Genomic DNA, 20,632 nt, shown 5'->3' on the forward strand with positions numbered 1-20,632 from the left:
CGTCATCCCCGGTCACACCAGCACGTTGCCGTTGCCCGCGCGGTAGGAGCGGGTGCGCCTGGCGTCCAGGTGCACCAGGGTGCGGTGCAGCCAGCGGTCGGTGCCGTCGAACCGTGGCGTGTAGGCGGTGCGGCCGTGGATGGCGACCCGGTTGTCCACGAAGACCATCTCCCCCGGCTTCAGCATCAGCGAGGTCGAGGCTTCGAGAAAGGCGACCCGCAGCGCCTCAAGCACCTGCTTCGCCGCGCTGTCGCGGGCCACGGTGGCGTGGAAGTCCACGATGACGTTCGGGTCGGCCGGATCGCCGGAGAGGATGGGCTGCGGGGCGGCGGCGGCGCCCCGCGGACGGGAGGCGGGCGCGGTGCTGAACCGGGGCTGCCGCAGCACGTCGATCATCTCGACCGGCAGCAGGCGGAGCGTCCGCCGGATCGAGGAGACCAGCATGCCGGCCGACCGGCCCTGGTCCCCGCGCAGACACAACAGACCCACATAGTCGGGGCGTTGCGGGTGCCAGGCGTTCTCCACCTGGAGTTCGAGCGGGCTCGCCCCGGCCGCCCGCCGACTCGCCACCCGGCCCGGCACGGGGACCACGTTCTGCACCAGGGCGCCGCACTGCCCCTCGCGGTAGCCGGCCACCTCCCCCAGCTGGAGGGAGACCAGCATCGCCACCGTCGCCGGCACCGTGCTGTGCAGCTCGGGGCCCTCCGGGGTGGGCGGCAGCTGGTCGACCGCGATCGGCAGGTTACGCAGGATCAGCAGCCCGTCCAGGCTGGGGTCGTGCCGGAACTGACGCAGGATGTCCCGCAGCCGCAGCGGGAGTTCACACGAGGCGCGGCGGGCGCGCGAGACCCAGCCGTGATCGTCCACCAACCCCGGCTCCGCGGCTGCCAGTCGCGTGACCAGCTCCTCGGTCTCCCTTCGCTCGGCGGCCGAGAGGGTGAGCAGATGGGTCTCGGCAACGTGTGGGCTCTCCTGCACGAAGGGCATGCGGGTCCGCTCCTTTGGTGTGGGGTCAGTGGCAGGCAGGCGGCGGGTCGCTCGTCGCGACGGACGGCCCACCGTTCCCCCGTCGGCGCGTGGCCGTCGATGGTGGGCTCCCGCGCCGCCACGTCGAACGCGGTCCTGACGGGGTGCGACGGCCGTCCGGACACCGGGGTGGGGGTGTCGGCGCCCGGCTGACGCATGGCTCCACAACCGGTCGTGACCCGCCGCGGGGATGCGGCGGCGGGCGCGGCTGAGCAGTACGGCTGCTCGGTCTTCGGGACCATGGCGGGATGTCGTTCCAGGAAGGTGCGGAGCGATGCTGAACCAGCCCAGTGTGGACGTGGCACCGCGAGGTGTCCCCCGGCAGTTCAAAGACTTGAGTGCGGACGGCTGACCTCGGCAGGACCTTGCCTGCGGGAGCGCTTCCGACCGTCGCGGGGGCTCCGTTCGCAGCGATCTCGCGGGGTGTCATCGCATGGTCCTGCCAACGCCCGCCGCGCCGGTCGGGTGACGCGCGCCTCCGTTGCCCGGTTCTCCGCTGTCCCTTTCTTCCTGTCTTCCCCACAACATCCGACCGCTCTTGCAGCTTCCTGCACTCGCGGTTGCCACCCTGCTTCAAATACGTTGCTATGGAGTGGAGTTCAGCCACAACCTGTGGTTTCGCACCACGGCGCGCAGCGGTCGCTGCCGGGCGCCGAAAAACTGGGGGTCCCATGCACGAGCGTGAGTTTCGCGCCTTCGTGTCCGTCGCCGAGAACGGACGAATGGACGAAGCCGCGAAAGCACTGGGATATTCGCAGCCGGCTATCAGTTACCAGATCAAATGTCTGGAACAGATGCTGGGCACCCGTCTCTTCACCAGGGACTCGACCGGAGCGCGGCTGACCAGGGAGGGCCGCATGATCCTCCCCTCCGCCCACGCCGTGCTCGCCCTCATCGACACGATGAAGGCGGTCACGGCCCCCTAGGGTGCGCTCGGCTGGTGCCGGCGCCGCTCCGGCGGGGTCAGTCCCGGGTCATGTGGTAGCCGGCGTGGTGCAGCGTTCCGTCCACGAACTCGCCATAGGCCCAGAAGCCCAGGTCGTCCAGGTAGTCGATGCGGTCGCCGTTGATCCAGTACCGCCCCGTGTAGGCGCTCTCGCGGTCGCCGCGTGCCTCGTCGTAGCGCCCGTCGGGCAGCAGCTCCTGCCGTAGGAACCGGTCTTCGGTGCACCAGGATCCGACGTAGGGGTGGTCCTGGTCGTGCGGGGGCTCCGGAGCCGTCGCGGGCGAGGGGGCCGCCGCCGTGGGGTGGCCGTCCCAGAGCTGGACCTGCCCGCCGAGGACCAGCAGGTCGAGATGGTGCCGGGACGGCGCGGCGTCCGCGACCCGGTAGACGGCGACATCGGCGCGCTCGCCGGGGGTGAGGGTGCCGACGGGGCCGGCGCCGGTGTGGTCGAGGGCGGCGGGCAGCACCACGGTTCCGGCGCAGTCGATCACGATCATGCCGTCGTCGTCGGCGGCGGTGCGCAGGCCGGGACCGACACCGACGATCGTGTCCCCTCCGATGAGGACGTCGGCCGCCGGCCAGTCGCCCATCAGCGCGTTCTCCGTCAGCACGGTGCCGCCGGTGAGCAGCAGCGGACGCCCCTGGGGGTCCCTGACCTGGGCGAGGGTCGTTCCGTCGCGGCGGGGGCCGACCGTGGCGGTGCGGCTGCCGGCCGGCCGGCGGCCAGGTTCGACGATCCGGCTCCTGGAGTCGCGCACCCGCGTGCGGAGGGCGGCCAGGTCCACGTCCAGGACCTGGCCGGCCCACTTGCGGGGTTCGCCGTTGACCAGCACCGCGACGATGTTGCGGGCGTCGGCGCCGAGCACCACCGTGCCGATCGGGTCGTTGAGCGGCATGTTGTTGAGTTCCTCGGCGCTGATCACCAGCAGGTCGGCCCTCTTGCCCGGGGTGAGCGAACCCGTCACGTGGTCCAGGCCGTTGGTGCGCGCGCCCTGGAGCGTGGCGAAGTCGAGCACATCGTGGACGGTGATCCGGTTCGGCACCCGGTCGGTGCCGTAGGCGTCGTTGACGGCCCGCATGCGCTGCACGGTGTGCAGCGCGCGCATCTGGGTGAACATGTCGCCGGCCAGGGCCACTTCGACGTCGACGCCCAACCCGGGGCGCACCCCGGCGGCCAGCGCCTCGTCGATCGCGGGGACGGCGGTCTCCAGGCCGATCTGGGTGTCCGAGGTGGGCGCCAGGGAGACGGTGGTGCCGCTCCCGCCGATCGCCCGCCACGCGTCGCTGGTCAGACCGGTGGCGTGGATGAGGGTCACCTGGGGGCCGAGCACGTCCTGCGCCTCCCAGGCCCGCACCGCCAGCGAGGAGGCGGTGCCGAAGACGGCGTCGACGCTGACGCCGATGTCCAGCTCCCGCGCGACCCGCGCCAGCGCGGGGCCGTACGCGAGCTCGGGCCCGGCGATCTCGTCGGTGGCCAGGGCGGCCAGGCGCACGGTCAGCAGCGGACCCGACCACCGTTCCCGCAGCCGGGTCAGATCGCGCGGCCACTGCCCGTCCCAGTCGCCGAAGTGCGGGGCCATGGAGGCGTGTACGCCCCGGATGCCGCTGTCGACCAGGGCCTGGACGGCGGCGTCGGAGTGGGCGGCGGAGCGTGCGTTGTGGGAGAAGTCGAGCAGACAGGTGACACCGCTGTCGATCGCCGACAACGCGGCCAGCCGTGTCCCGACGTACATGTCCTCGGGGCCGTACGCGGGGGCGTAACCGGCCAGGGTGGCGGTGACATAGGCGGCCAGGTCGTCCACGTCCGGCATGATCCGGCGCAGTTGGGACTGCCACGCGTGCCGGTGGGTGTCGACGAAGCCGGGCGTGATGACACAGCCCGTGGCGTCGATCACGACCGCGTCGTCACCGGCCTCAAGACCTCGCCCCACGGCGAGGACCGTGTCGCCCTCGACCAGCACGTCACCGTCGTCCAGGACGCCGAGGTCCTGGTCCATGGTGACCACCGCGGCATGGGTGAACAGGACGCGCCGTCGCCGGTCGTGGCGCCGGGCCCGGATCTCGTCCAGCGCGGTCGCGTCGGTCGGACGCATGACGGGGGTGGCAGGCATGGGATCTCCCTGAAGGTGGTGCGGGCGGGAACTCACCACCGACTCTCGTCCCGTCGCCCTCCGGCAACCAGGCCGCCGTTCACCCCGGTGCGGCGCTCCCTGGCAGCGCGCGCCGGCTCCTGGCGGCCTCGGCGCCACTCTCCCGGCCCGTGCTGTGCAGGGAGCCGAGCAGCGCCAGGGCCTCCTCGGACGAGCTCCCCGGCTCGGCCTGGTAGACCACCAGCTGCTGGCCGGCGGCGTCGTTGACGGAGAAGCTCTCGTAGTGGAGCTCCAGATCTCCCACCTCGGAGTGGTGCAGAAGCTTGGACCCGCCGCCCTTGCGCCGCACCTCGTGCCGGGACCACAGGGAGCGGAACTCGACGCTGCCGAGGGAGAGTTCCCCGACCAGCACGCGCAGCCGGTCGTCGTCGGGCAGCAGCCCCGCCGCCCGGTGCAGCTCCGCGACGACGGCGGCGCCGGCCCGATCCCACTCGCGGAAGAACGCGCGGGCCCTCGGGTCGAGGAAGGTCATGCGCGCCATGTTGTCCGTGATCGCGAAGTCGTGGTGCAGGGCCTCGGCGAGGCCGTTGCGGGCCAGCACGTCGAGGGTGTCGCCCAGGACGAGCGCCGGGGTGTCGCACCAGCGGTCGAGAAGCCCGAGCAGCCCGGCGCCCACCCGGTCACCGGGGCGCGTACGGCGGGTTCGCCGTTCCGTGGACGGGGCCAGCCGCCGCAGGTGGTCGGCCGCCTCCTCGTCCAGCCGCAGCGCCCTGGCCAGCGCGTGGAGCACCTGGGCCGAGGGGTGCCGCTCCCTGCCCTGTTCGAGGCGCGTGTAGTAGTCGGTGCTCACGCCGGCCAGGGTCGCGACCTCCTCCCGGCGCAGCCCTGGCACCCGTCGGCGCCCTGAGGTCGGCAGGCCGACGTCCTCGGGCCGGAGCCCGGCACGCCGGGCCCGCAGAAACGCGTCGAGGGTGATGCGAGGTCCGTCTCTCTGGTCAGCGCCCATACGGCCGAGGCTAGGACGGACCCGCGACGTTGGGCAGCCCCGAACGTGGGTGCGCGACACCCACCGACGGACCGGCCGCCCGGCCCGCACGGCGGCGTCATTCGTCGAGGAGTCTTCGGGCCTCGGTGAGCAGGCGGATCAGTTCGGTGCGGGTCGGGGTGTCCCGGGTGGGGTCGGCGGTGGGTGGGGGGCTGGTGTGGCCGGTGAGGACGTGGAGGGCCACGGCGGCCTGGCGGGCGAAGAGGGCGAGGACGTCGAGTTCTTCGAGGCCCGATCTGGCCTGGGGTGAGGGGTCGAGCACCTCAAGGACGCCGAGCACGTCCTCGCCGTGGATCAGCGGCGCCGCCATCAGCGCGTCGGGGACATAGCCGGTGGACTTCGCGATGGTGCGGTCGAAGGAGGGGCTGGCGCGCAGGTCGTCGACGACCATGGGCTCGCCCGAGGCGGCCACCCAGCCGGCGATGCCGCGGCCGGCGGGGAAGCGGGAGCCGACGAGGAACTCCTCGCCCTGCCCCGAGACGGCCTCGAAGATCATCTCTTCGGTCTCGGCGTCGAGCAGCAGGATGGAGCTGGCCTGCGCTCCGAAGATCGCGCAGGCGGTGTCGACGACCGACTGGAGGAGCTCGGTCACCGCCGGGTCGGGGCGCGGCGCGGTGGGCTCGGCTGGCAGACTCGTCTGGGCCATGAGGCCCCCTTCCGGCTCCGAGGCGTCACCGATGTCCGTGGACCCGGACGTTGGCCGCCGACGTGTACAGGGCGTGTTTCAGCTGGAACGGCGTCAGCCGGGGGCGGCTGGACAGGATGCGGGCGCAGAGCCCCGCGATGAACGGGGTGGCGTAGCTGTTGCCCGAGCTGCGGATCTCGGTGCCGCCGAGCCAGGCCACCCTGACCTTCTGGCCAGGGGCGAAGAACTCGACCGGCGGCTGGGGGTTGTAGAGGTGGAGGTCGGGGTCGTCCTCCTGGTGGCTGCCGACGGAGATCACCGAGGAGAACCGCCAGGGGAAGCTCTCCACCCGGGTGTTGTGCGCCGAGGCGACGATCACGGTGCGCTGGAAGTACGCCTCGTCGGCGAGTTTGCGGAGCTCGTCGGCGAAGCGGACATGGGTGGTCGACAGGCTGAGGTTCACCACGTCGAACCGTTGCCTGACCGCCCAGCGGATGCCTTCCAGGAGCACGTCGCCGCTGCCGGAGAACCGTTCGCCGAGCACGCGGACGCTGGAGAGTTCGCAGTCGGGCGCGGTCCTGCGGATGATCCCGGCGCAGGCGGTGCCATGGCCGCAGGCGTCGCCGAGGTCGGTCTCCTCGACGTGGAGCCCGTCGTCGTCCTTGCGGACGCGCCAGGTGCGGGCGAGGGGGCCGACGAGGGGGTGGTCCGCCTCGACGCCCGAGTCGACGACGCAGACCCGCACGCCGCGCCCGCTGCCGCCGATCAACGGACGTTCGGGGGCGGTCGGCAGATCGACCGGGTCGGCCTCGACGGGCACATCGGCCGGGCCGCGTCCGCGCAGGCCCCAGGTCAGCCCGGGCGGTGGTCTGCGGACGGTGGTCATGGGGATACCTCCACGCCGGTGTCTGAGGCGGCCGAGGCGGCGGCCACGGCGGTGGCCACCGCCTCGGCCTGGCGGACGGCGGGGAGGTGCCCCTTGGCCTCGAAGCGCCGGCGCGCGTGCGCCGCCCCCTCCGCCGCCGCGTCCTGGTGGCCCGAGGCGAGCGCGGCGCGCGCGAAGTCCAGGGCGGCGTAGCCCTGGACGATCGGGGAGTCGGTGGCGGCGGCGGTCTCGCGGGCGCGGCGGGCCAGCCGCATCGCCGCGCCGGCGTCGCCCTCGGCCGCCGCGACGCGGGCGCGCAGCCCGTCGAGGTCGGCGGAGTCGGCGCCTTCGGCCGCGTCGCCGAGCGCGCGGCGGGCGGCGTGCCGGTCGCCGAGGTCGAGGTGGATGCGCGCGGCGTCCAGCAGCGCGCCGCGCAGCAGCCCGGTGGCGCCGAGGTCGCGGGCGGCGGTGGCCGCCAGGCCCAGGTGCCGCAGCGCCTCCTCGGGGCGGCCGGCGAGGTCGGTCACGGTCGCGGTGAAGAGCGGGAGGAAGACGTCCGCCTCGGCGTAGCCGAGGCGCGGCGCGAGGCGTTCGGCCTCGGCGAGGTCGGCGAGGGCGCCGTCCGCGTCGTCGTGCAGGGCGCGCAGGACCGCCAGGGTGCAGCTCAGGGTGAGGCGGACGGCGGGGCGTCCCCCGCCGTGTTCGGTGCGCAGCGTCCGGCAGTGGTCCAGGGCCGCCGTGACCGGTTTGGGGCCGCGCCAGAGGGAGACCCCGATGGCGCCGAGGGCGGCGGCCCGCTCCGGCTCGACGCCCGCCCGCACCGCGTGGTGCAGGGCGCGGGCGAGGACGCGTTCGGCGGTGCCGTGCCGCCCTCGTTCCTGGTCGAGTTGGGCGATCCGCAGGCAGGCCCTGGCCTGGCCGAGGTGGTCGTCGGCGGCCTCGAAGACGGGCAGCGTGGCGCGCGCGGCCTCGGCCGGTGACTCGGCGCGGCCACCGGCCCCGCCGACGGAGGCGAGGACCAGCCGGGCGTGCGCGGCCTCCACCGTGTCCGCCTCGGTGGCCGGCGCGGTGGCGAGCAGTTCTTCGAGCAGCGCCCGGCCTTCGGCGCCGCGCCCCAGGTCGATGAGGGTCTGCCCGAGTCGTCTGCGGGCGCCCGAGCTGTGGGGTTCGCCCGGCTGGTAGTGGTGCACGGCCCGGGTGAGAAGCCCGGCGGCCCAGACGGGGTCGGCGTGGGCCAGGGCCAGCCGGCCGGCGTCGGCCAGCGCGTCGGCCGCCTGGCGGCGCAGCCGGTCGGTGTCCGGGGCCTGGGCGCCCAACTCGACGCGGTAGCGGTGGGCCTGCTCCAGATGGGCACCGACGGCGGCGCTGCCGCTCCGCCGTACCGAGTCCGAACGGGCGGCGCGTTCGTGGCGGTCGGCGCGGTCGTTCTTGGGCTGGCTGTCGTAGACGACCTCCAGGATGAGCCCGCCGGCGAACCGGAACGCGTCGCCGTCCTGGATGATCAGGCGGTGGCGCACCAGGCGGCGCAGCGTGGCGTGGAGTTCGGCGCGCGGTTCCGTGCGGGCGCCGGCGTCGAGGTGGGTCTCGGGGCGGTCGGCGAGGTGGGCCTCGGGGCGGTCGGCGAGGTCGAGGAGTTCGTCGGCGGTGAAGTCGCGGCCCAGCACGGAGGCCAGGCCGAGGGCGCGCCGTTCGGGCGGGTCGAGGGTGTCGATCCTGGCGCCGATCAGGGCCTGGAGCGGGAGCGGGACATCGCCGGGCGCGGCGCCCAACGCACCCTGGGCGATGAGCAGTTGCTCCAGGTGGAGGGGGTTGCCGCCGGCTCGCTCCAGCAGCTGCCCGGCGAGCGGCTGCCCCGGCGCGCGCCCGTCGTGGGCGGCCAGCCCGGCGGCGAGGAGGCGCGCCTCCTCGTCCCGGAGTCCGGCCAACGCCATGGCCTCGCCGGCGAGTTCGGGCCGCCGGTCGAAGAGTTGCGGGCGGGTGAGCAGCACCACGAGCACGGCGGCTTCGGTGAGTTCGGCGAGCGTCTGGTCGAGGACGTCGAAGAACGGGTCGGCCGCCCAGTGGCAGTCGTCGATCACCAGGATGGCGGGCCGGGTCGCGGTGAGGTCGGTGAGGACCTGGACGAGCGCGGCACAGGTGGCGTCGACGGAGGGGTGCGGGGTTCCGTTGCGGAGCAGGCCCTGTTGGAGCAGGGCGAGTCCGAGGGGATGTTCGAGGGGATGCTCGAGGGAAGGGGGCACGGTGTCCTCGGTGCGCAGCAGGGAGGACACCGCGTCGGCGAGGGGCCCGAGGCTGGCCTGTTCCCCGCGCGCCCGGCCCCGCCCCACGCCGTACCAGCGGCGGCCGGCCGAGGCGGTGGTCCCGCGCAGCCACTCGCGCAGCAGCCGGGTCTTGCCCTGTCCCGCCTCGCCGCTCACCACCATTCGGGTGGCCCGCCTGGTGTCGATCACCTGCCGCAACGCCGCGTCCAGCGCGGCGAGTTCGGGGGCGCGGCCGACGAAGTCGACGTCGGTCCCGCGCGGTGCGTCCGGCCCTTCCTCCGCGTCCAGCCCGAGCAGCCGGTGGGCGGTGACCCGTTCGCTCTTGCCCTTGACCCGCAGCGGCCCGATGTCGGCGACCCGAACCCCTGCGCCGGCGGCGCGCAGGGTGTCGGCGCCGATGAGGATCTCGCCGGCCGACGCGTTCTGCTCCAGGCGGGCGGCGACGTTGACGATCTCGCCGGACACCATCGCCTGCCGCGCGGTGGACGAACCGGTCACCGCCTGCCCGGTGTTGATGCCGATGCGCATCTCAAGGCGGACGCCGATGGCGGTCTCCAGCCGGTCGTTGAGCTCGGTCAGCGCCGCGCGCATGCCCAGGGCGGCGGCGATCGCCTGCCGGGCGTCGTCCTCCCGGACCGTCGGCACGCCGAAGACGGCCATCACGGCGTCGCCGATGAACTTCTCGACGGTGCCCCCGTGTTCCTCGATCCGCAGCCGCATCCGGTCGAACCAGCGCAGGCTCACCGAGCGGAGGGTCTCCGCGTCGAGCGTGCCGGAGAGCGCGGTGGAGCCCACCAGGTCGCAGAAGAGCACCGTCACGACCTTGCGGCCGGTGGCCCTGCCGGTGGCCGCCGTGGGGGCGCACGGCTGGCCGCAGAGATGGCAGAACCGGGCGTCGGACGGCAGCTCGCGCCGGCACGGGGCGCAGAACATGGGGTTTCCTCCAGAAGAGCGGACCGGCTCAGAACAGGGCGCCGCCCGCGACCTCGGCGTGCGCCTGCACCTCGGGGGCGGCCTCGTCGAGACGCACCTTGATGTCGATCAGCAGCGAGAGCTCCTCGGGGGTCAACGTGCGGAGCACGGCGTGCTGTTCGTCGCTCAGCGCGTCGAAGTTGAACCCGGCCTCGGCGAGGGCCCCCAGTGTCGGCTCGGACGATGTGGGCTCCGACGACGCGGGCTCGGACGACGCGGGCTCGGGTCGCGTGCTGTCGTTCATGCGGGTTCTCCGGGGTCGTTCGCGGGGTCGGTGGGCGGGTCGGTCGCCAGGTGGCGGAAGAGCTGGGTGAGGAGGCCGGCCGTGTGCAGCGCGCTGACGGAGACCACCGTCCGCTGCCGCCCGGTCAGCGGCAGCTCGTCGAACTCCCGCAGCAGCGCGGCGAGATGGCCGCCGTCCAGCGCCGCGTGCTCGCGGAGGGTGCGGAACGCGGCGGGCGGCAGCCCGGTGGCCAGGGCGAGCCGGTCCGGCAGCCAGGGGGCGGGGGCGTTGCCCTCCAGCACGGCCATATAGCCGAGCAGCGCGACGGGGTGCTCGTGCTCGACGCGGTAGTGCTGCGCCCCCGCGAGTTCGACGACGGCCCTGGGCGGCACGTCGGGCGCCCGGCCGCCCGCCTCGGCGAGGTCGGCCAACAGCCAGGCGTCGTGGCCGCGTTCCTCCTCGGCGTGGCGGCGGTAGTAGGCGGCCAGGCGCGGCGCGTAGGGGTCGTCGAGGTCGGCGCAGCGGGCGGCGGCGCGCTCAAGCAGCGGCACCGAGGCCACCAGCAGCGGGTGCATGGCGGCCAGATAGCGGAGATAGCGCTCCCTGAGCCCTTCGGGCCGCCAGAGGCGTTCGGTGGCGCGGTGCAGCGCCGGGGTGACGAGCGCGAGCTTCATGCCGAGCACGGCGGAGGGCGCGGCGGAGGGCGCGACGGAGGGCGGCGACGCGGTCATCGGTCGCCCTCGGCGGGGGCCAGCGTCACCAGGTCGGCGTAGCGGGCGCAGCCGAAGCGCCGGACCAACGCCGCTGGCCCCGCGGCGCGTTGCTCGTCGGCGACGAGCCCGTCGATGAGCGCGCCGACCCGGCCCGAGGCGTCGCGGGCCGCGCCGTCGCCGACCTCGGGCTGGTCGCTGAGCCCGTGGCAGGCGCGGCAGTAGCCGTCGGGGGGCGGGGACGACGCGTAACGGGAGTGCAGGCGGCGCGGTCCCATGGCGCGCACCAGGCGGAGCACGGGGGATTCGAGGGAGCGTTCCCTGATGGTGGGCCAGTCGTGTTCCGCGATGTGCCCGAGGCGCAGATGGGCGGGGACGGGGCGGCGGTCGATCGCCCGCTGCCCGCAGCAGGCGATCACGGTGCCGTCGAAGGCGATCGTCGGCCAGGCCGCCATGGCGCACGGCGGGGCGCGGAAGTGGTGCGGGGCCGGCGGGGGTTGGGCCGCCAGCCGGGCGCCTCGGCCGAGCGGCCTGACCTCGTTGACCAGCATGGGCACCCGGTCGGCGAAGGTGCGGCGGATATCGGCGACGGCGTCGGCCAGATACGGGTCGTCGGGGCCGCTGCCGGTGAGGTGGACGCTCACCGGCGTGCCGGCGTCGAGCACCGCCCGGAGAGCGCGGAACACGGCGGCGCGGGGAACCTCGCGCTCGTGGTGCGCGTCCACACTGGCGGAGAAGTGGTCGAGCGCGGTGATGGCCCCCATGACGGGGCGGGGGACACGGCCCTGGCGGGCGAAGTACATGCCGCTCAGCAGCGCGACGCGGGATCCGGCCCGCTGGGCCGATCTGGTGAGACGAAGGGCGAGTCGGGGCAGCAGCAGCGGCTCGCCGCCGGTCAGCATCACCACGTCGGGCCGGTTCGCGGGCTCGAACGACGCCACGAACCGCAGCAGTTGCTTGGAATCCGGCCGCTGGGTCGTGGTCAGGGACGAGTTGGTGGAGCAGTGGGCACAACTCAGCGGGCAGCGCCGGGTGAGCGCGACCAGCAGGCCGGCGCCCGGCGTCGGCCGGCGGCCGATGAGTTCCGCCAGGTCCATGTGCCCCTCCCGTACGCCGAGTTGGTGCCACACGGACAACACGGCCGAGCGGAATCCTGCCCCCGGCGGGAGATTTCCGGTCCTGTAACGCCTGGGAAACGGTAAAGCCGCAGGCCAGCCCGGGTGATCGCCGGCTCACCGGGCCGCCGTCCGGGCTCCCGGCCAGCTGACGGTCCGTATACCGGTGCCCAACCGACAGCAAGGCGTTCCCATACCGAAGATCCGTATGTTCTCGCTGAGTCGGCGCAGCGGACGCCGGCAACCCCCGCAAAGGAGGTCAGCATGTCCGAGGACAAGAACGTGGAGCCGGCTGAGACCGAGGGCGAGGAGATCGAGGTCGTCGCGCACAGCGAGGACGAGGAGCTGGAAGCCAGCTGCATCATCAACCACTCCAGCGAACTCTCCTGAGCCAGGCGGTCCGCCCGACTCCCCACCTGGCCGTGGGATTCGGGCGGACCGCGGGCCCGGGAGCCGGCACCGCAGCAGCCCGTCACGCCATCAAGGGAGCGCCGAGTGACCTCCGTCGTGCCACCCACCCAGCGCCGGTATCCGCACGCGGCCCGGCAGGACGTGAGCGAGGACCTGCACGGCGAGCGCGTCGCCGACCCGTACCGCTGGCTGGAGGACGCGGAGGCCGAGGCGACGGCGCGCTGGAGCGACGCGCAGGACGCCCTCTACGAGGCGGAGCGCGCGAGCTGGCCCGGGCTGGCCCAGTGGCACGACGAGGTGACGCGGCTCACCGCCGTCAGCCGCGCCATGTCGCCCAAGGTCTGCGGGGACCGGGTCTTCTGGCGGCGACGGGCGGCCCGCCAGGAGCATCCCGTGCTCGCGGTCGCCGAGGGGGCGACGGAGCGGGTACTGCTGGATCCCTCGGTGCTCGACCCCACGGGCCACACCGTCCTCGATGCCTGGCAACCGTCCCTGGAAGGCGAGTTGCTGGCCTACCAGGTGTCGTCGAACGGCACCGAGGACTCCCAGCTGCTGGTGATCGAGGTGGCGACGGGAAAGGTCGTCGACGGTCCGGTGCGCCGGGTGCGGCGGTCCCCCGTCGCCTGGCTGCCGGGCGGCGGGGCCTTCTACTACGTCCGCCATCTCGACCCGCTGGACCCCACGGCCCGCCCGAACGAGGCGCGTTACCACCGGCGGGTCTATCTGCACCGGGTCGGCACCGCGCCCGAGGCGGACGTGCCGGTGTTCGGCGAGGGCCGGGAGCGGACCCAGTTCTACAGCGTCTCGGTGACCTCGGACGGGCGTTGGCTCGGTGTCACGGCCACCCTGGGCACCGGGCGCGGCACCGATCTCTATCTCGCCGACCTGACACTCGACCCACCGGACCGGCCCCGGCTGCGCCCCGTCCAGGAGGGCAGGGACGCGGCCACCCGCCTGCACGCGGTCCCCGACACGGGGCCCGACGATCCGGTGTGGCTGCGCACCGACCGGGACGCGCCGCGCGGCCGGGTCGTCGCCTGCCGGCCGGCGGACGCGCACCTCGGCCCCGACGCGTGGCGGGAGGTGATCGCGGAGCGGCCCGACGCGGTCCTGACCCATCTTCTGGTGCTCTCCGGGCCCGAACTCGACCGTCCCGTCGGGCTGGTGGCCTGGACCCGCCATATGGCGGCCGAGGTGACCGCGCACGATCTGGTCGACGGACGGCTCCTCGCCACCGTGCCGCTGCCCGGCGTCGGCGCCGTGGGGGACTTCTCGGCCGGTCCGCACGGGAGCCACCAGGCGTGGTTCGCCTACACCGACTTCGGCACGCCGCCCCTGGTGCTCCGCTTCGACGCGCGGACCCTGCGGGTGACCCGCTGGGAGCGGGACCCGGGCGAAGCGCCCGACCGGCACGGCGCGGTCACCCGGCAGATCGCCTTCCCGTCCTCGGACGGCACGACGGTGCGGATGTTCGTGATCTCGCCGACCGGCCGGCCCGACACGCCGCGCCCGACGCTGCTCGCCGGGTACGGCGGCTTCGCCCAGACCATGTCCCCCCGGTACCGGGCGCAGATCCTGGCCTGGGTGCGGGCCGGCGGCGCGTTCGCCTGGGCGGGGCTGCGCGGCGGCGGCGAGGAGGGCGAGGAGTGGCACCGGGCCGGCAGCGGCGCGCACAAGCAGAACTCGTTCGACGACTTCGCCGCCGCGGCCCGGCATCTGGTCACCAGCGGATGGGCCGCCGAAGGGCGGCTCGGGATCATCGGAGGTTCCAATGGCGGACTGCTCGTGGGAGCGGCCCTCACCCAGTGGCCGGGGTCATTCGCCGCTGTGGTGTGCATGTCCCCGCTGCTGGACATGGTGCGTTACGAGGGCTCGGGGCTCGGCCCCAGCTGGGTGCCCGAGTACGGCAGCGCCAGCGTTCCGGACCAACTGCGCACCCTGCTGAGCTACTCGCCCTACCACCGGGTCACGCCCGGCACCGCCTATCCGGCGGTGCTGCTGACCGCGTCGGACGGCGACACCAGGACGGATCCCCTGCACGCGCGGAAGATGTGCGCCGCGCTGCAACACGCCACCTCGGGCCCGGGGCCCGTACTGCTGCGCCGTGAGCACGGCGTCGGCCACGGCGACCGGGCGGCGTCGAGCGCGGTGGCGCTGCGCGCCGAGTGCCTGGCGTTCCTCGCCGCGCACCTCGGCCTGGCGGCGCCGGCCGAGCGAGGGCGGGAGGGCGCGTGAGGGTGCTGCTCTGTCCGCTGAGCGACGGCGGCTATCTCTATCCGACGCTCGCCGTCGGCCGGGAGTTGGGGCGCCGTGGCCACCGGGTCGACGTGCTGGGCCGGGCCTCGGCCGCCCCGGTGGTCGCCGAGGCGGGGCTGCCCTTCGTCGCGGCCGACGACCTCGGCGGGCGGCGGGCGTTCTCCGCCACCTGGTGGGGGCCGACGGGGCTGGCGCAGTACCGGGCGACGGTCCGGGCGGCCAGGGCCGCGCGGGCCGATCTGCTGATCACCTCGGTGCTGTGCAACGGTGCCCTGCTGGCCGCCGAGAAACTGGACCTTCCGGTGGTGGTGGTCGGGCTCGCGGTGCATCTGTGGGACTACCGGTCGGGCGGGGACGGCGAGCCCCAGCTGGGCAGGACCAGGGAGAGCCGGACCCACGAGTCGCGGAAGCTCCACGCCCAGGTGCGGGAGGAGGCGGGCCTGTCGGCGCGCGCCGCCCGCTGGGCCGATCCGCTGCTGGGCGACGCGCTGCTGCTCCGCGGCGATCCGGCGCTTGAGTACCCGGGCGCCCAACTGCCCGCGCCCGTCACGCATGTGGGCCCGCTGGCCTGGGAGCCGAGGGCCGACCCGGCGGAGCTCGCCGAGATCGAGGGCCGGCTGGCGCGGTCGGGGAAACCCGTCGTCTACGTCCATCTGGGCCGGGCCTTCGGGGGCGCCAGCCTCTGGCCCCGGCTCAACGAGCTCTTCACCGGCGGCCGGTTCCAGGCCGTGGTGGAGCAGGGCAGGTCGGCCGACCCGACGCCGGCGCCCGAGGCGGACATCCTGCTGGTGCGGAAGCGCTGGCTGGGTCCGCTCGTCGACCGCGCGGGACTGGTGCTGACCAACGGCACCTCGGCCCCCGTGCTGGGCGCGCTGCTGCGCGGCCGGCCGCTGGCGATCTCGCCCAACGGCTCCGAACAGCCGCTGCTCTCCCTCGCCTGCGAGCGGGCCGGCGTGGCCGTGCGCGTGCCCCAAGACCCCGGAAAGACGTCGGCCGACCCGTCGGCGCCGGTGGCGGCCACCTGGCGGGACGTCGGCCTGCGAACGCGGGCCCGCGAGCTCGGCGACCGGCTGGCGTCCGTCGACGGCGCGGCCCGCGCGGCCGACACCGTCGAGCGGGTGGCCCAAGGCATCCGTGACCCCGAGGAGTTCCATGGATACACGATCAGCCGACACTGACGAGGCCGTGGCGCGGCTCTCGGCCGGCGCCCGGCAGTGGCTGGTGCTGCACGCCGGATACCTCGACTCGGCGGCCGGACGCGCCGAGCTGCCGCTCACGCCCCGGGTGAAGGCACTGCTCCAGCTGGCGCTGCTCCGCCACTACTGGGCCAGGACCGAGCCGGCGGACGACGGGCTCAGGGAGGTGACGGGCATCGTGGAACAGGCGTGGCGGCGCCCGGACTTCCCACACGCGGATCGTCTCGACCCGCGCTACGCGCGGCAGTTGTGGCTGGCCTACGCCGCCCTGGCGCCGGCCGGCGGCCGGGCGGAGCCGTACCGCGGCCTGCTGGCGCGGTTCTCGGCCGAGGGCTATCTGACGCCACGCCGGAAGATGCCCTACCTCCAGCTGGAGACCAGGTACTACGCCGATCTCGCCGGCGCGGCACACCAACTCCCGTCCTACCAGGAGCTCTACGCCCGAAGCCTGCTCGCCCGCTGCGACGACCTCCCGGCCGCGTCGCTCGACGTCTGCGAGATCACCCACACCGTCCTCTACCTCAGCGACTTCGGCTTCCGCGATCCGGGCCTCACCGGAGGCGAGGTGGAGCGGGCGCGGAACACGGTGCGCCAGCTCCTCGAACTCAGCGTCCGGCGGGGCACCTGGGACTACGCGGCGAAGCTGCTGCTCGCCCAGCACTGCCTGGGCCAGCGGCCGGCGAGCACCGCCGCCGGCCGGGCCGGCATCGAGATGCTCACGCGGGCCCGTACGGCGCACGGCGCCATCCCCGGCAGGACGGCCGACACCCGGAGCACGCCGGCGGCGACCGCCCAGCAGCGGTTCCGCAACTCCTACCAGCCGACCCTGGGCACCGCCCTGTCGACGCTGCTGATCACCGCGGGACGGGCGGGGGCGCTCACCGGCGCCCCAGCGGAACGGGGGCAGAGGTGAGTCTCGACCAGGCCGAACGCGCCGTGGGCGCACGACTGTTGCACGGCGAACGGAACTGGTGGTTCCTGGGCCCCGGCGGGGTCGCCCGGCTCGGCGACGGGCATGTCACCCCCGAAGGATCGCTGCGGCCCGGCGCGCGACGCCAACTGCTGGAGAGGGGGCTGCTCTCAGGCGGAGCCGTCCGCTCCTACGCGCTGACCGTCCTCACCAGCACCCACTGCAACCTGGGCTGCGGCTACTGCTTCCAGAACATCGCGCAGGACCCGACCGGCGGCAGCCGCCCACCGAGGATGCCGAGGACCAGGCTCACCTCGGCGACCATCACCTCCGTGCTGGACTTCACCCGCCGGCAGATGGCGGCCGTCGGCCTGGAGAAGCTGCGCGTCCTGCTCTTCGGCGGCGAGCCGCTGCTCAACCCGCACGGCTGCCTGGAACTGCTGGAACGCGCCAACGACATCGGGCGGACGTCGGCCTGGATGATCTCCAACGCGACGCTGCTCACCCCGGCGCTCGCCCGCCGACTCGGCGACCTCGGCCTCGACTCGGTCCAGGTCACCTTCGACGGCGACCGCGCCGACCACGACCGCATCCGGATCTCCCGCGCCGACGGCGGTGGGACCTACGACACCATCGTCCGCAACATCGCCCGCGCCTCGGAGGTCTCCACGCTCCGCTGGGGGCTGCGGGTGAACGTGTCACAGGAGAACTTCGACGGCATCGACGCGCTGGTCGAACGGCTCGCGTCCCAGCTCGACCCCGCCCGGTGCTCGCTGTACTTCGCCCGGGTCGGCGACGTCGGCATCGGCTACGCCAACGATCTGCTGCACAGCGGCGAACTGGCCGCCACGTTCAGCCGCTGGCAGCGCCGGGCGCTGGACCTCGGCTTCACCGTCAACCGTCCGGACGCCCACCGGTCCTGTTCCACCTGCGGCCACACCGGCGGGCGTTACGGCGCGGTGGTGAGCGCCGACGGGTCGCTGGCCAGCTGCTGGGAGACGGCCGGCAAACCCGACTGGGACGTCGGCAGCGTCACCGGCGGGTATCTGCCGGACGAGGTCACCAAGGACCGGTGGATCGGCTGCGAGGACCTCTACCGCTACCACGACGACGGCGCGACGCTCCGCACGTTCCGGGACAGCGTCGACGCGGCGCTGCTGGACTACCTGCACGAGACGGGGCGGCTGTAGCGATGGTCACCTCCCGCTCCGTCGACCGGCTCGCCGCCGGCGCACTCGACTGGCTCGTGACGCGTCTCGACCACTTCGACCCGTTCTCCGACCGCGCCGCCTCGGCGGCCCACCCGCCGGCGAAGGCAGCGCTCGAACTGGCGCTGCTGTGCCACTGCGTGGCCCGACTCGACGGCGCGACAGCCGAGTTGGGGGCGGCGCCAGACCTCGTCCGACGGCTGTGGGCGGCCGACGGGTTCTCCCGTCTCCTCGCCGACCGGCCGGCGACCGCCTCCTCCTACGCGCTGATCTTCGCGGCCCTCGCGCCGCGCCCCGTCGACGCCGGCCGCCGCCGCGCGGCGCTCGCAGGGGTGGCGCCCGGCTTCCTCACCCCGGCGGGGAAGACGCCCTACCAGCGCATCGAGATCCGCTACTACGCGGACAAGGCCGGCGCCCCGCACGGCATCGAGCCGCTGAAGGAGCTCGTCCCGCACAGCCCGCCCGTCACCCTGCGCGCGGCCACGGAACCCGGCGCCCCGCCGCTCACCACCGGCGACGCGTACCGGCTGACCCACGCCACCTTCTACCTGGGCGACTTCGGCCACGCCGACCCCGGGCTTCCCGCCCAGGACACCGCCCGCGCACGGGAGTTGGTGGCGGCGCTGCTGCGCCACTGCGTGGCACACGACCTCTGGGACCTGGCCGCCGAGCTGCTGCTCACCCAGTTCGTGCTGGGCGCCGACCCCCTGCGGGACGCCGCCGGCGCGGCGGCCGTCGACTGCCTGACGCGGGCCGCCGAACCCGACGGGAGCCTACCGGGGCGCAGCCCCGAACTCGCCGCCGTCGCCGGGGACTCCGCCGCCGAGACCTTCGCGAAGGCGTACCACACGACCCTGGTGACCGCCCTGATGGCGCTGACCCTCTCCGCCGCGAGCCCGCGATGAGAGGGCGCCGGTTCGTGTTGATCAACCGCGACTACACCCTGCTGTGGATCGGGCAGGCGGTCTCGTCCGTCGGCGCCGCCGTCTTCAGCACCACCCTGGTGCTGTGGGTGGCCACCGATCTGGCGGCCGGCGAACCGTGGGCGCCGATGGCCGTCAGCGGCGTGCTGATGGCGACCAGCATCGCCGTGCTGGGCATCGGCCCGCTCGCCGGTGTCTTCGTCGACCGCTGGGACAAACGCGCCACGATGCTGCGCACCGAGGTGGTACGCGGCCTTCTGGTCGGCACGTTGGCCATCGTCTCGATCCTGCCGACGCGGACCCTGCCGGTGGCCGTCTGGCTGGGCCTGGTCTATCTGACGGTGCTGCTGCTGCACACCGCCGCCCAGTTCTTCACCCCGGCGCGGTTCGCGATCATCGCTGACCTGGTGACCGGGGACGCCGACCGCGCCCGCGCCGCCGGCATCACGCAGGCCACCAGCCAGACCGCCTGGATCATCGGGCCGCCGCTCGCCGCGCCGCTGCTCTTCACCGCCGGAGTGCAGTGGTCGCTCTTCTTCAACGCGGCGGCCTATCTGGTGTCGTTCCTCGCCATCCGCGCGGTCAGGTCCCCCACTCCCGAACCGGCCCCCGAACCAACCCCCGAACCAGTGCCGGAACCGGCGCCCGACTCCGTCGACCCCGCGCCCGAACGGAAGGGCGTGTGGCGGGAGTTCGTCGCCGGGCTGAGGTTCTTCGCGCGGAGCAGGTTCCTGGTGGCGCTGGTGATCCTCGCCTCCATCGGGCAGTTCGGCGTGGGCGCCCTCGAAACGCTCAACGTGTTCTTCGTGACGGAGACCCTCGACGCCTCCGCCAAGCTCTACGGCTACATCGGGATGGCCATGGGCATCGGCGGCATCACCGGCGCGCTCTGCGCCGGCCGCGTGGTGCAGTGGTTCGGCGCGCGGCGCACCACCTGGATCGCGCTGCTGGTGAGCGGCGCGCTGCTGATGGTCTACTCGCGGCAGACGGGGTTCCTCGGCGGCGTCGTCGTGCTGTTCCTCTTCACCGTTCCGCTGACCATGCTGAACACCGCGATGGCCCCGCTGCTGCTCGGCGCGGCCCCGTCCGCCTACCGGGGCCGGGTGCTCGCCGTGTTCTACCCGGTGACCAGGATGGCGGCGATGCTCGCCGCGGTGCTCTCCGGCTGGCTCGCGGGCACGGTGCTACGCGACCTCGACGCCACGTTGCTCGGCATCGACTTCGGCGCGACGGACACCATCTTCACGGTGTCGGGGCTGATCGTCATGGCCTCCGGCGTCTACGCCAGGTTCGCCCTCCCCGACCCGGACACCCCGGAGGGGAAACCGGTGGACCCCCCGGACCCCGTCGAACACGCGGACCCCGTCGAACGCGCGGAACCGGCGCCGGCGTCGGAGCGGACACCGGCGTCGGAGCGGCCGGCGCCGTGAACGGGCTGTCCGGCCTCGCCGGCGTAGAGATGCAGCAGATACGGCAGCAGATACTCCGCGCGGTGGGAACGGGCCTCGGCCGGTGGGGAGAGCACGGCACCCGCCTCGATCATCGTCTCCAGGGCCCTGCGCGTCTCCCCCGGGCCGCCGCCCAGCATCCGGGCGAACTGCTCCATCCGGAACGTGCCGCCGGGCGGCAGCGCCGAAAGCGCCGCCACCAACGCCAGATGGTGTTCCGCCACCCCCCGCCAGGCGTCGGCGGCGCGCGCCCTGACGTCGAGGTCCCCCACGGTCAACTCGTCCAGCACCGCGCCTGGATGGGCCAGCCGCTCGGCGTACTCCTCAAGCGGCAGATGCCGCAGCACCGCCAGCTTCTGCGCGGCGGCCCGCACCGCCAGCGGCAGCCGGCCGCAGGCCAGG

General features: G+C 74.1%; 17 protein-coding genes. 8 read left to right on the forward strand and 9 right to left on the reverse strand.

Annotation, left to right across the window (positions count from 1 at the left end; genetic code table 11):
• Window positions 1–12: 12 nt before the first annotated feature.
• Complete coding sequence (locus K4G22_RS13690) at window positions 13–987, reverse strand: TauD/TfdA family dioxygenase (protein ID WP_228080509.1); 975 nt, start codon at window positions 985–987, stop codon at window positions 13–15.
• A gap of 710 nt (window positions 988–1,697) precedes the next feature.
• Here K4G22_RS13690 and K4G22_RS13695 point away from each other — a divergent pair.
• Window positions 1,698–1,952, forward strand: coding sequence for a helix-turn-helix domain-containing protein (locus tag K4G22_RS13695; protein ID WP_228080510.1), 255 nt, complete (start codon window positions 1,698–1,700; stop codon window positions 1,950–1,952).
• A 37-nt stretch (window positions 1,953–1,989) separates the two neighbouring features.
• On the opposite strand, the gene K4G22_RS31815 is transcribed toward K4G22_RS13695, so the two are convergent.
• From K4G22_RS31815 to K4G22_RS13740, 8 genes are all read right to left on the reverse strand, one after another.
• A complete protein-coding gene (locus tag K4G22_RS31815) occupies window positions 1,990–4,083 on the reverse strand; it encodes an Atu4866 domain-containing protein (protein ID WP_322785094.1) in 2,094 nt (697 codons plus the stop codon).
• A 79-nt stretch (window positions 4,084–4,162) separates the two neighbouring features.
• Window positions 4,163–5,068: a helix-turn-helix domain-containing protein gene (locus tag K4G22_RS13710; protein ID WP_228080511.1), complete on the reverse strand. Its 906-nt coding sequence runs from the start codon at window positions 5,066–5,068 to the stop codon at window positions 4,163–4,165.
• A gap of 97 nt (window positions 5,069–5,165) precedes the next feature.
• Entirely contained in the window at window positions 5,166–5,753 is a 588-nt protein-coding gene (locus K4G22_RS13715) for a GAF domain-containing protein (protein ID WP_228080512.1), read from the reverse strand.
• 25 nt (window positions 5,754–5,778) lie between these two features.
• Window positions 5,779–6,618 (reverse strand): S8 family peptidase, encoded by an 840-nt coding sequence (locus K4G22_RS13720; RefSeq protein ID WP_228080513.1) that lies wholly within the window; start codon window positions 6,616–6,618, stop codon window positions 5,779–5,781.
• Window positions 6,615–9,791, reverse strand: a complete 3,177-nt coding sequence (locus tag K4G22_RS13725; protein WP_228080514.1) for an adenylate/guanylate cyclase domain-containing protein — start codon at window positions 9,789–9,791, stop codon at window positions 6,615–6,617. Before K4G22_RS13725 ends, K4G22_RS13720 begins: the two co-directional genes overlap by 4 nt.
• 28 nt (window positions 9,792–9,819) lie before the next feature.
• The gene (locus K4G22_RS13730) at window positions 9,820–10,074 is read right to left on the reverse strand and encodes an aroma-sacti cluster domain-containing protein (protein ID WP_228080515.1); all 255 of its coding nucleotides are present in this window, start codon (window positions 10,072–10,074) and stop codon (window positions 9,820–9,822) included.
• Window positions 10,071–10,784 (reverse strand): heme oxygenase-like domain-containing protein, encoded by a 714-nt coding sequence (locus K4G22_RS13735; protein ID WP_228080516.1) that lies wholly within the window; start codon window positions 10,782–10,784, stop codon window positions 10,071–10,073. Before K4G22_RS13735 ends, K4G22_RS13730 begins: the two co-directional genes overlap by 4 nt.
• Window positions 10,781–11,860 (reverse strand): radical SAM protein, encoded by a 1,080-nt coding sequence (locus K4G22_RS13740; protein ID WP_228080517.1) that lies wholly within the window; start codon window positions 11,858–11,860, stop codon window positions 10,781–10,783. Before K4G22_RS13740 ends, K4G22_RS13735 begins: the two co-directional genes overlap by 4 nt.
• A 282-nt stretch (window positions 11,861–12,142) precedes the next feature.
• On the opposite strand from K4G22_RS13740, the gene K4G22_RS31645 reads away from it, so the two are divergent.
• The 7 genes from K4G22_RS31645 (at window position 12,143) to K4G22_RS13770 (ending at window position 20,212) form a co-directional block, all read left to right on the forward strand.
• Window positions 12,143–12,268: a hypothetical protein gene (locus K4G22_RS31645; RefSeq protein WP_265590228.1), complete on the forward strand. Its 126-nt coding sequence runs from the start codon at window positions 12,143–12,145 to the stop codon at window positions 12,266–12,268.
• A 105-nt stretch (window positions 12,269–12,373) separates the two neighbouring features.
• The gene (locus K4G22_RS13745) at window positions 12,374–14,524 is read left to right on the forward strand and encodes a prolyl oligopeptidase family serine peptidase (RefSeq protein ID WP_228080518.1); all 2,151 of its coding nucleotides are present in this window, start codon (window positions 12,374–12,376) and stop codon (window positions 14,522–14,524) included.
• Window positions 14,521–15,723, forward strand: a complete 1,203-nt coding sequence (locus K4G22_RS13750) for a glycosyltransferase (RefSeq protein ID WP_228080519.1) — start codon at window positions 14,521–14,523, stop codon at window positions 15,721–15,723. The genes K4G22_RS13745 and K4G22_RS13750 overlap by 4 nt, the downstream gene beginning before the upstream one ends.
• Window positions 15,698–16,654, forward strand: coding sequence for a DUF6895 family protein (locus K4G22_RS13755; RefSeq protein ID WP_228080520.1), 957 nt, complete (start codon window positions 15,698–15,700; stop codon window positions 16,652–16,654). The genes K4G22_RS13750 and K4G22_RS13755 overlap by 26 nt, the downstream gene beginning before the upstream one ends.
• Entirely contained in the window at window positions 16,651–17,841 is a 1,191-nt protein-coding gene (locus K4G22_RS13760) for a radical SAM protein (protein ID WP_228080521.1), read from the forward strand. The genes K4G22_RS13755 and K4G22_RS13760 overlap by 4 nt, the downstream gene beginning before the upstream one ends.
• 2 nt (window positions 17,842–17,843) lie before the next feature.
• Window positions 17,844–18,764 (forward strand): DUF6895 family protein, encoded by a 921-nt coding sequence (locus K4G22_RS13765; RefSeq protein WP_228080522.1) that lies wholly within the window; start codon window positions 17,844–17,846, stop codon window positions 18,762–18,764.
• Window positions 18,761–20,212: an MFS transporter gene (locus K4G22_RS13770; protein WP_228080523.1), complete on the forward strand. Its 1,452-nt coding sequence runs from the start codon at window positions 18,761–18,763 to the stop codon at window positions 20,210–20,212. Before K4G22_RS13765 ends, K4G22_RS13770 begins: the two co-directional genes overlap by 4 nt.
• The last annotated feature ends 420 nt before the right edge of the window (window positions 20,213–20,632 follow it).

The sequence above is a fragment of the Streptomyces profundus genome, from assembly GCF_020740535.1.
Classification (GTDB): domain Bacteria; phylum Actinomycetota; class Actinomycetes; order Streptomycetales; family Streptomycetaceae; genus Streptomyces; species Streptomyces profundus.

Coding starts and splice junctions, on each gene's coding strand:
- K4G22_RS13715 (WP_228080512.1), bottom strand. CDS start 5,753: ATGGCCCAGACGAGTCTGCCAGCCGAGCCCACCGCGCCGCGCCCCGAC.
- K4G22_RS13730 (WP_228080515.1), bottom strand. CDS start 10,074: ATGAACGACAGCACGCGACCCGAGCCCGCGTCGTCCGAGCCCGCGTCG.
- K4G22_RS13690 (WP_228080509.1), bottom strand. CDS start 987: ATGCCCTTCGTGCAGGAGAGCCCACACGTTGCCGAGACCCATCTGCTC.
- K4G22_RS13720 (WP_228080513.1), bottom strand. CDS start 6,618: ATGACCACCGTCCGCAGACCACCGCCCGGGCTGACCTGGGGCCTGCGC.
- K4G22_RS13695 (WP_228080510.1), top strand. CDS start 1,698: ATGCACGAGCGTGAGTTTCGCGCCTTCGTGTCCGTCGCCGAGAACGGA.
- K4G22_RS31645 (WP_265590228.1), top strand. CDS start 12,143: ATGTCCGAGGACAAGAACGTGGAGCCGGCTGAGACCGAGGGCGAGGAG.
- K4G22_RS13740 (WP_228080517.1), bottom strand. CDS start 11,860: ATGGACCTGGCGGAACTCATCGGCCGCCGGCCGACGCCGGGCGCCGGC.
- K4G22_RS13770 (WP_228080523.1), top strand. CDS start 18,761: ATGAGAGGGCGCCGGTTCGTGTTGATCAACCGCGACTACACCCTGCTG.
- K4G22_RS13755 (WP_228080520.1), top strand. CDS start 15,698: ATGGATACACGATCAGCCGACACTGACGAGGCCGTGGCGCGGCTCTCG.
- K4G22_RS31815 (WP_322785094.1), bottom strand. CDS start 4,083: ATGCCTGCCACCCCCGTCATGCGTCCGACCGACGCGACCGCGCTGGAC.
- K4G22_RS13735 (WP_228080516.1), bottom strand. CDS start 10,784: ATGACCGCGTCGCCGCCCTCCGTCGCGCCCTCCGCCGCGCCCTCCGCC.
- K4G22_RS13710 (WP_228080511.1), bottom strand. CDS start 5,068: ATGGGCGCTGACCAGAGAGACGGACCTCGCATCACCCTCGACGCGTTT.
- K4G22_RS13765 (WP_228080522.1), top strand. CDS start 17,844: ATGGTCACCTCCCGCTCCGTCGACCGGCTCGCCGCCGGCGCACTCGAC.
- K4G22_RS13725 (WP_228080514.1), bottom strand. CDS start 9,791: ATGTTCTGCGCCCCGTGCCGGCGCGAGCTGCCGTCCGACGCCCGGTTC.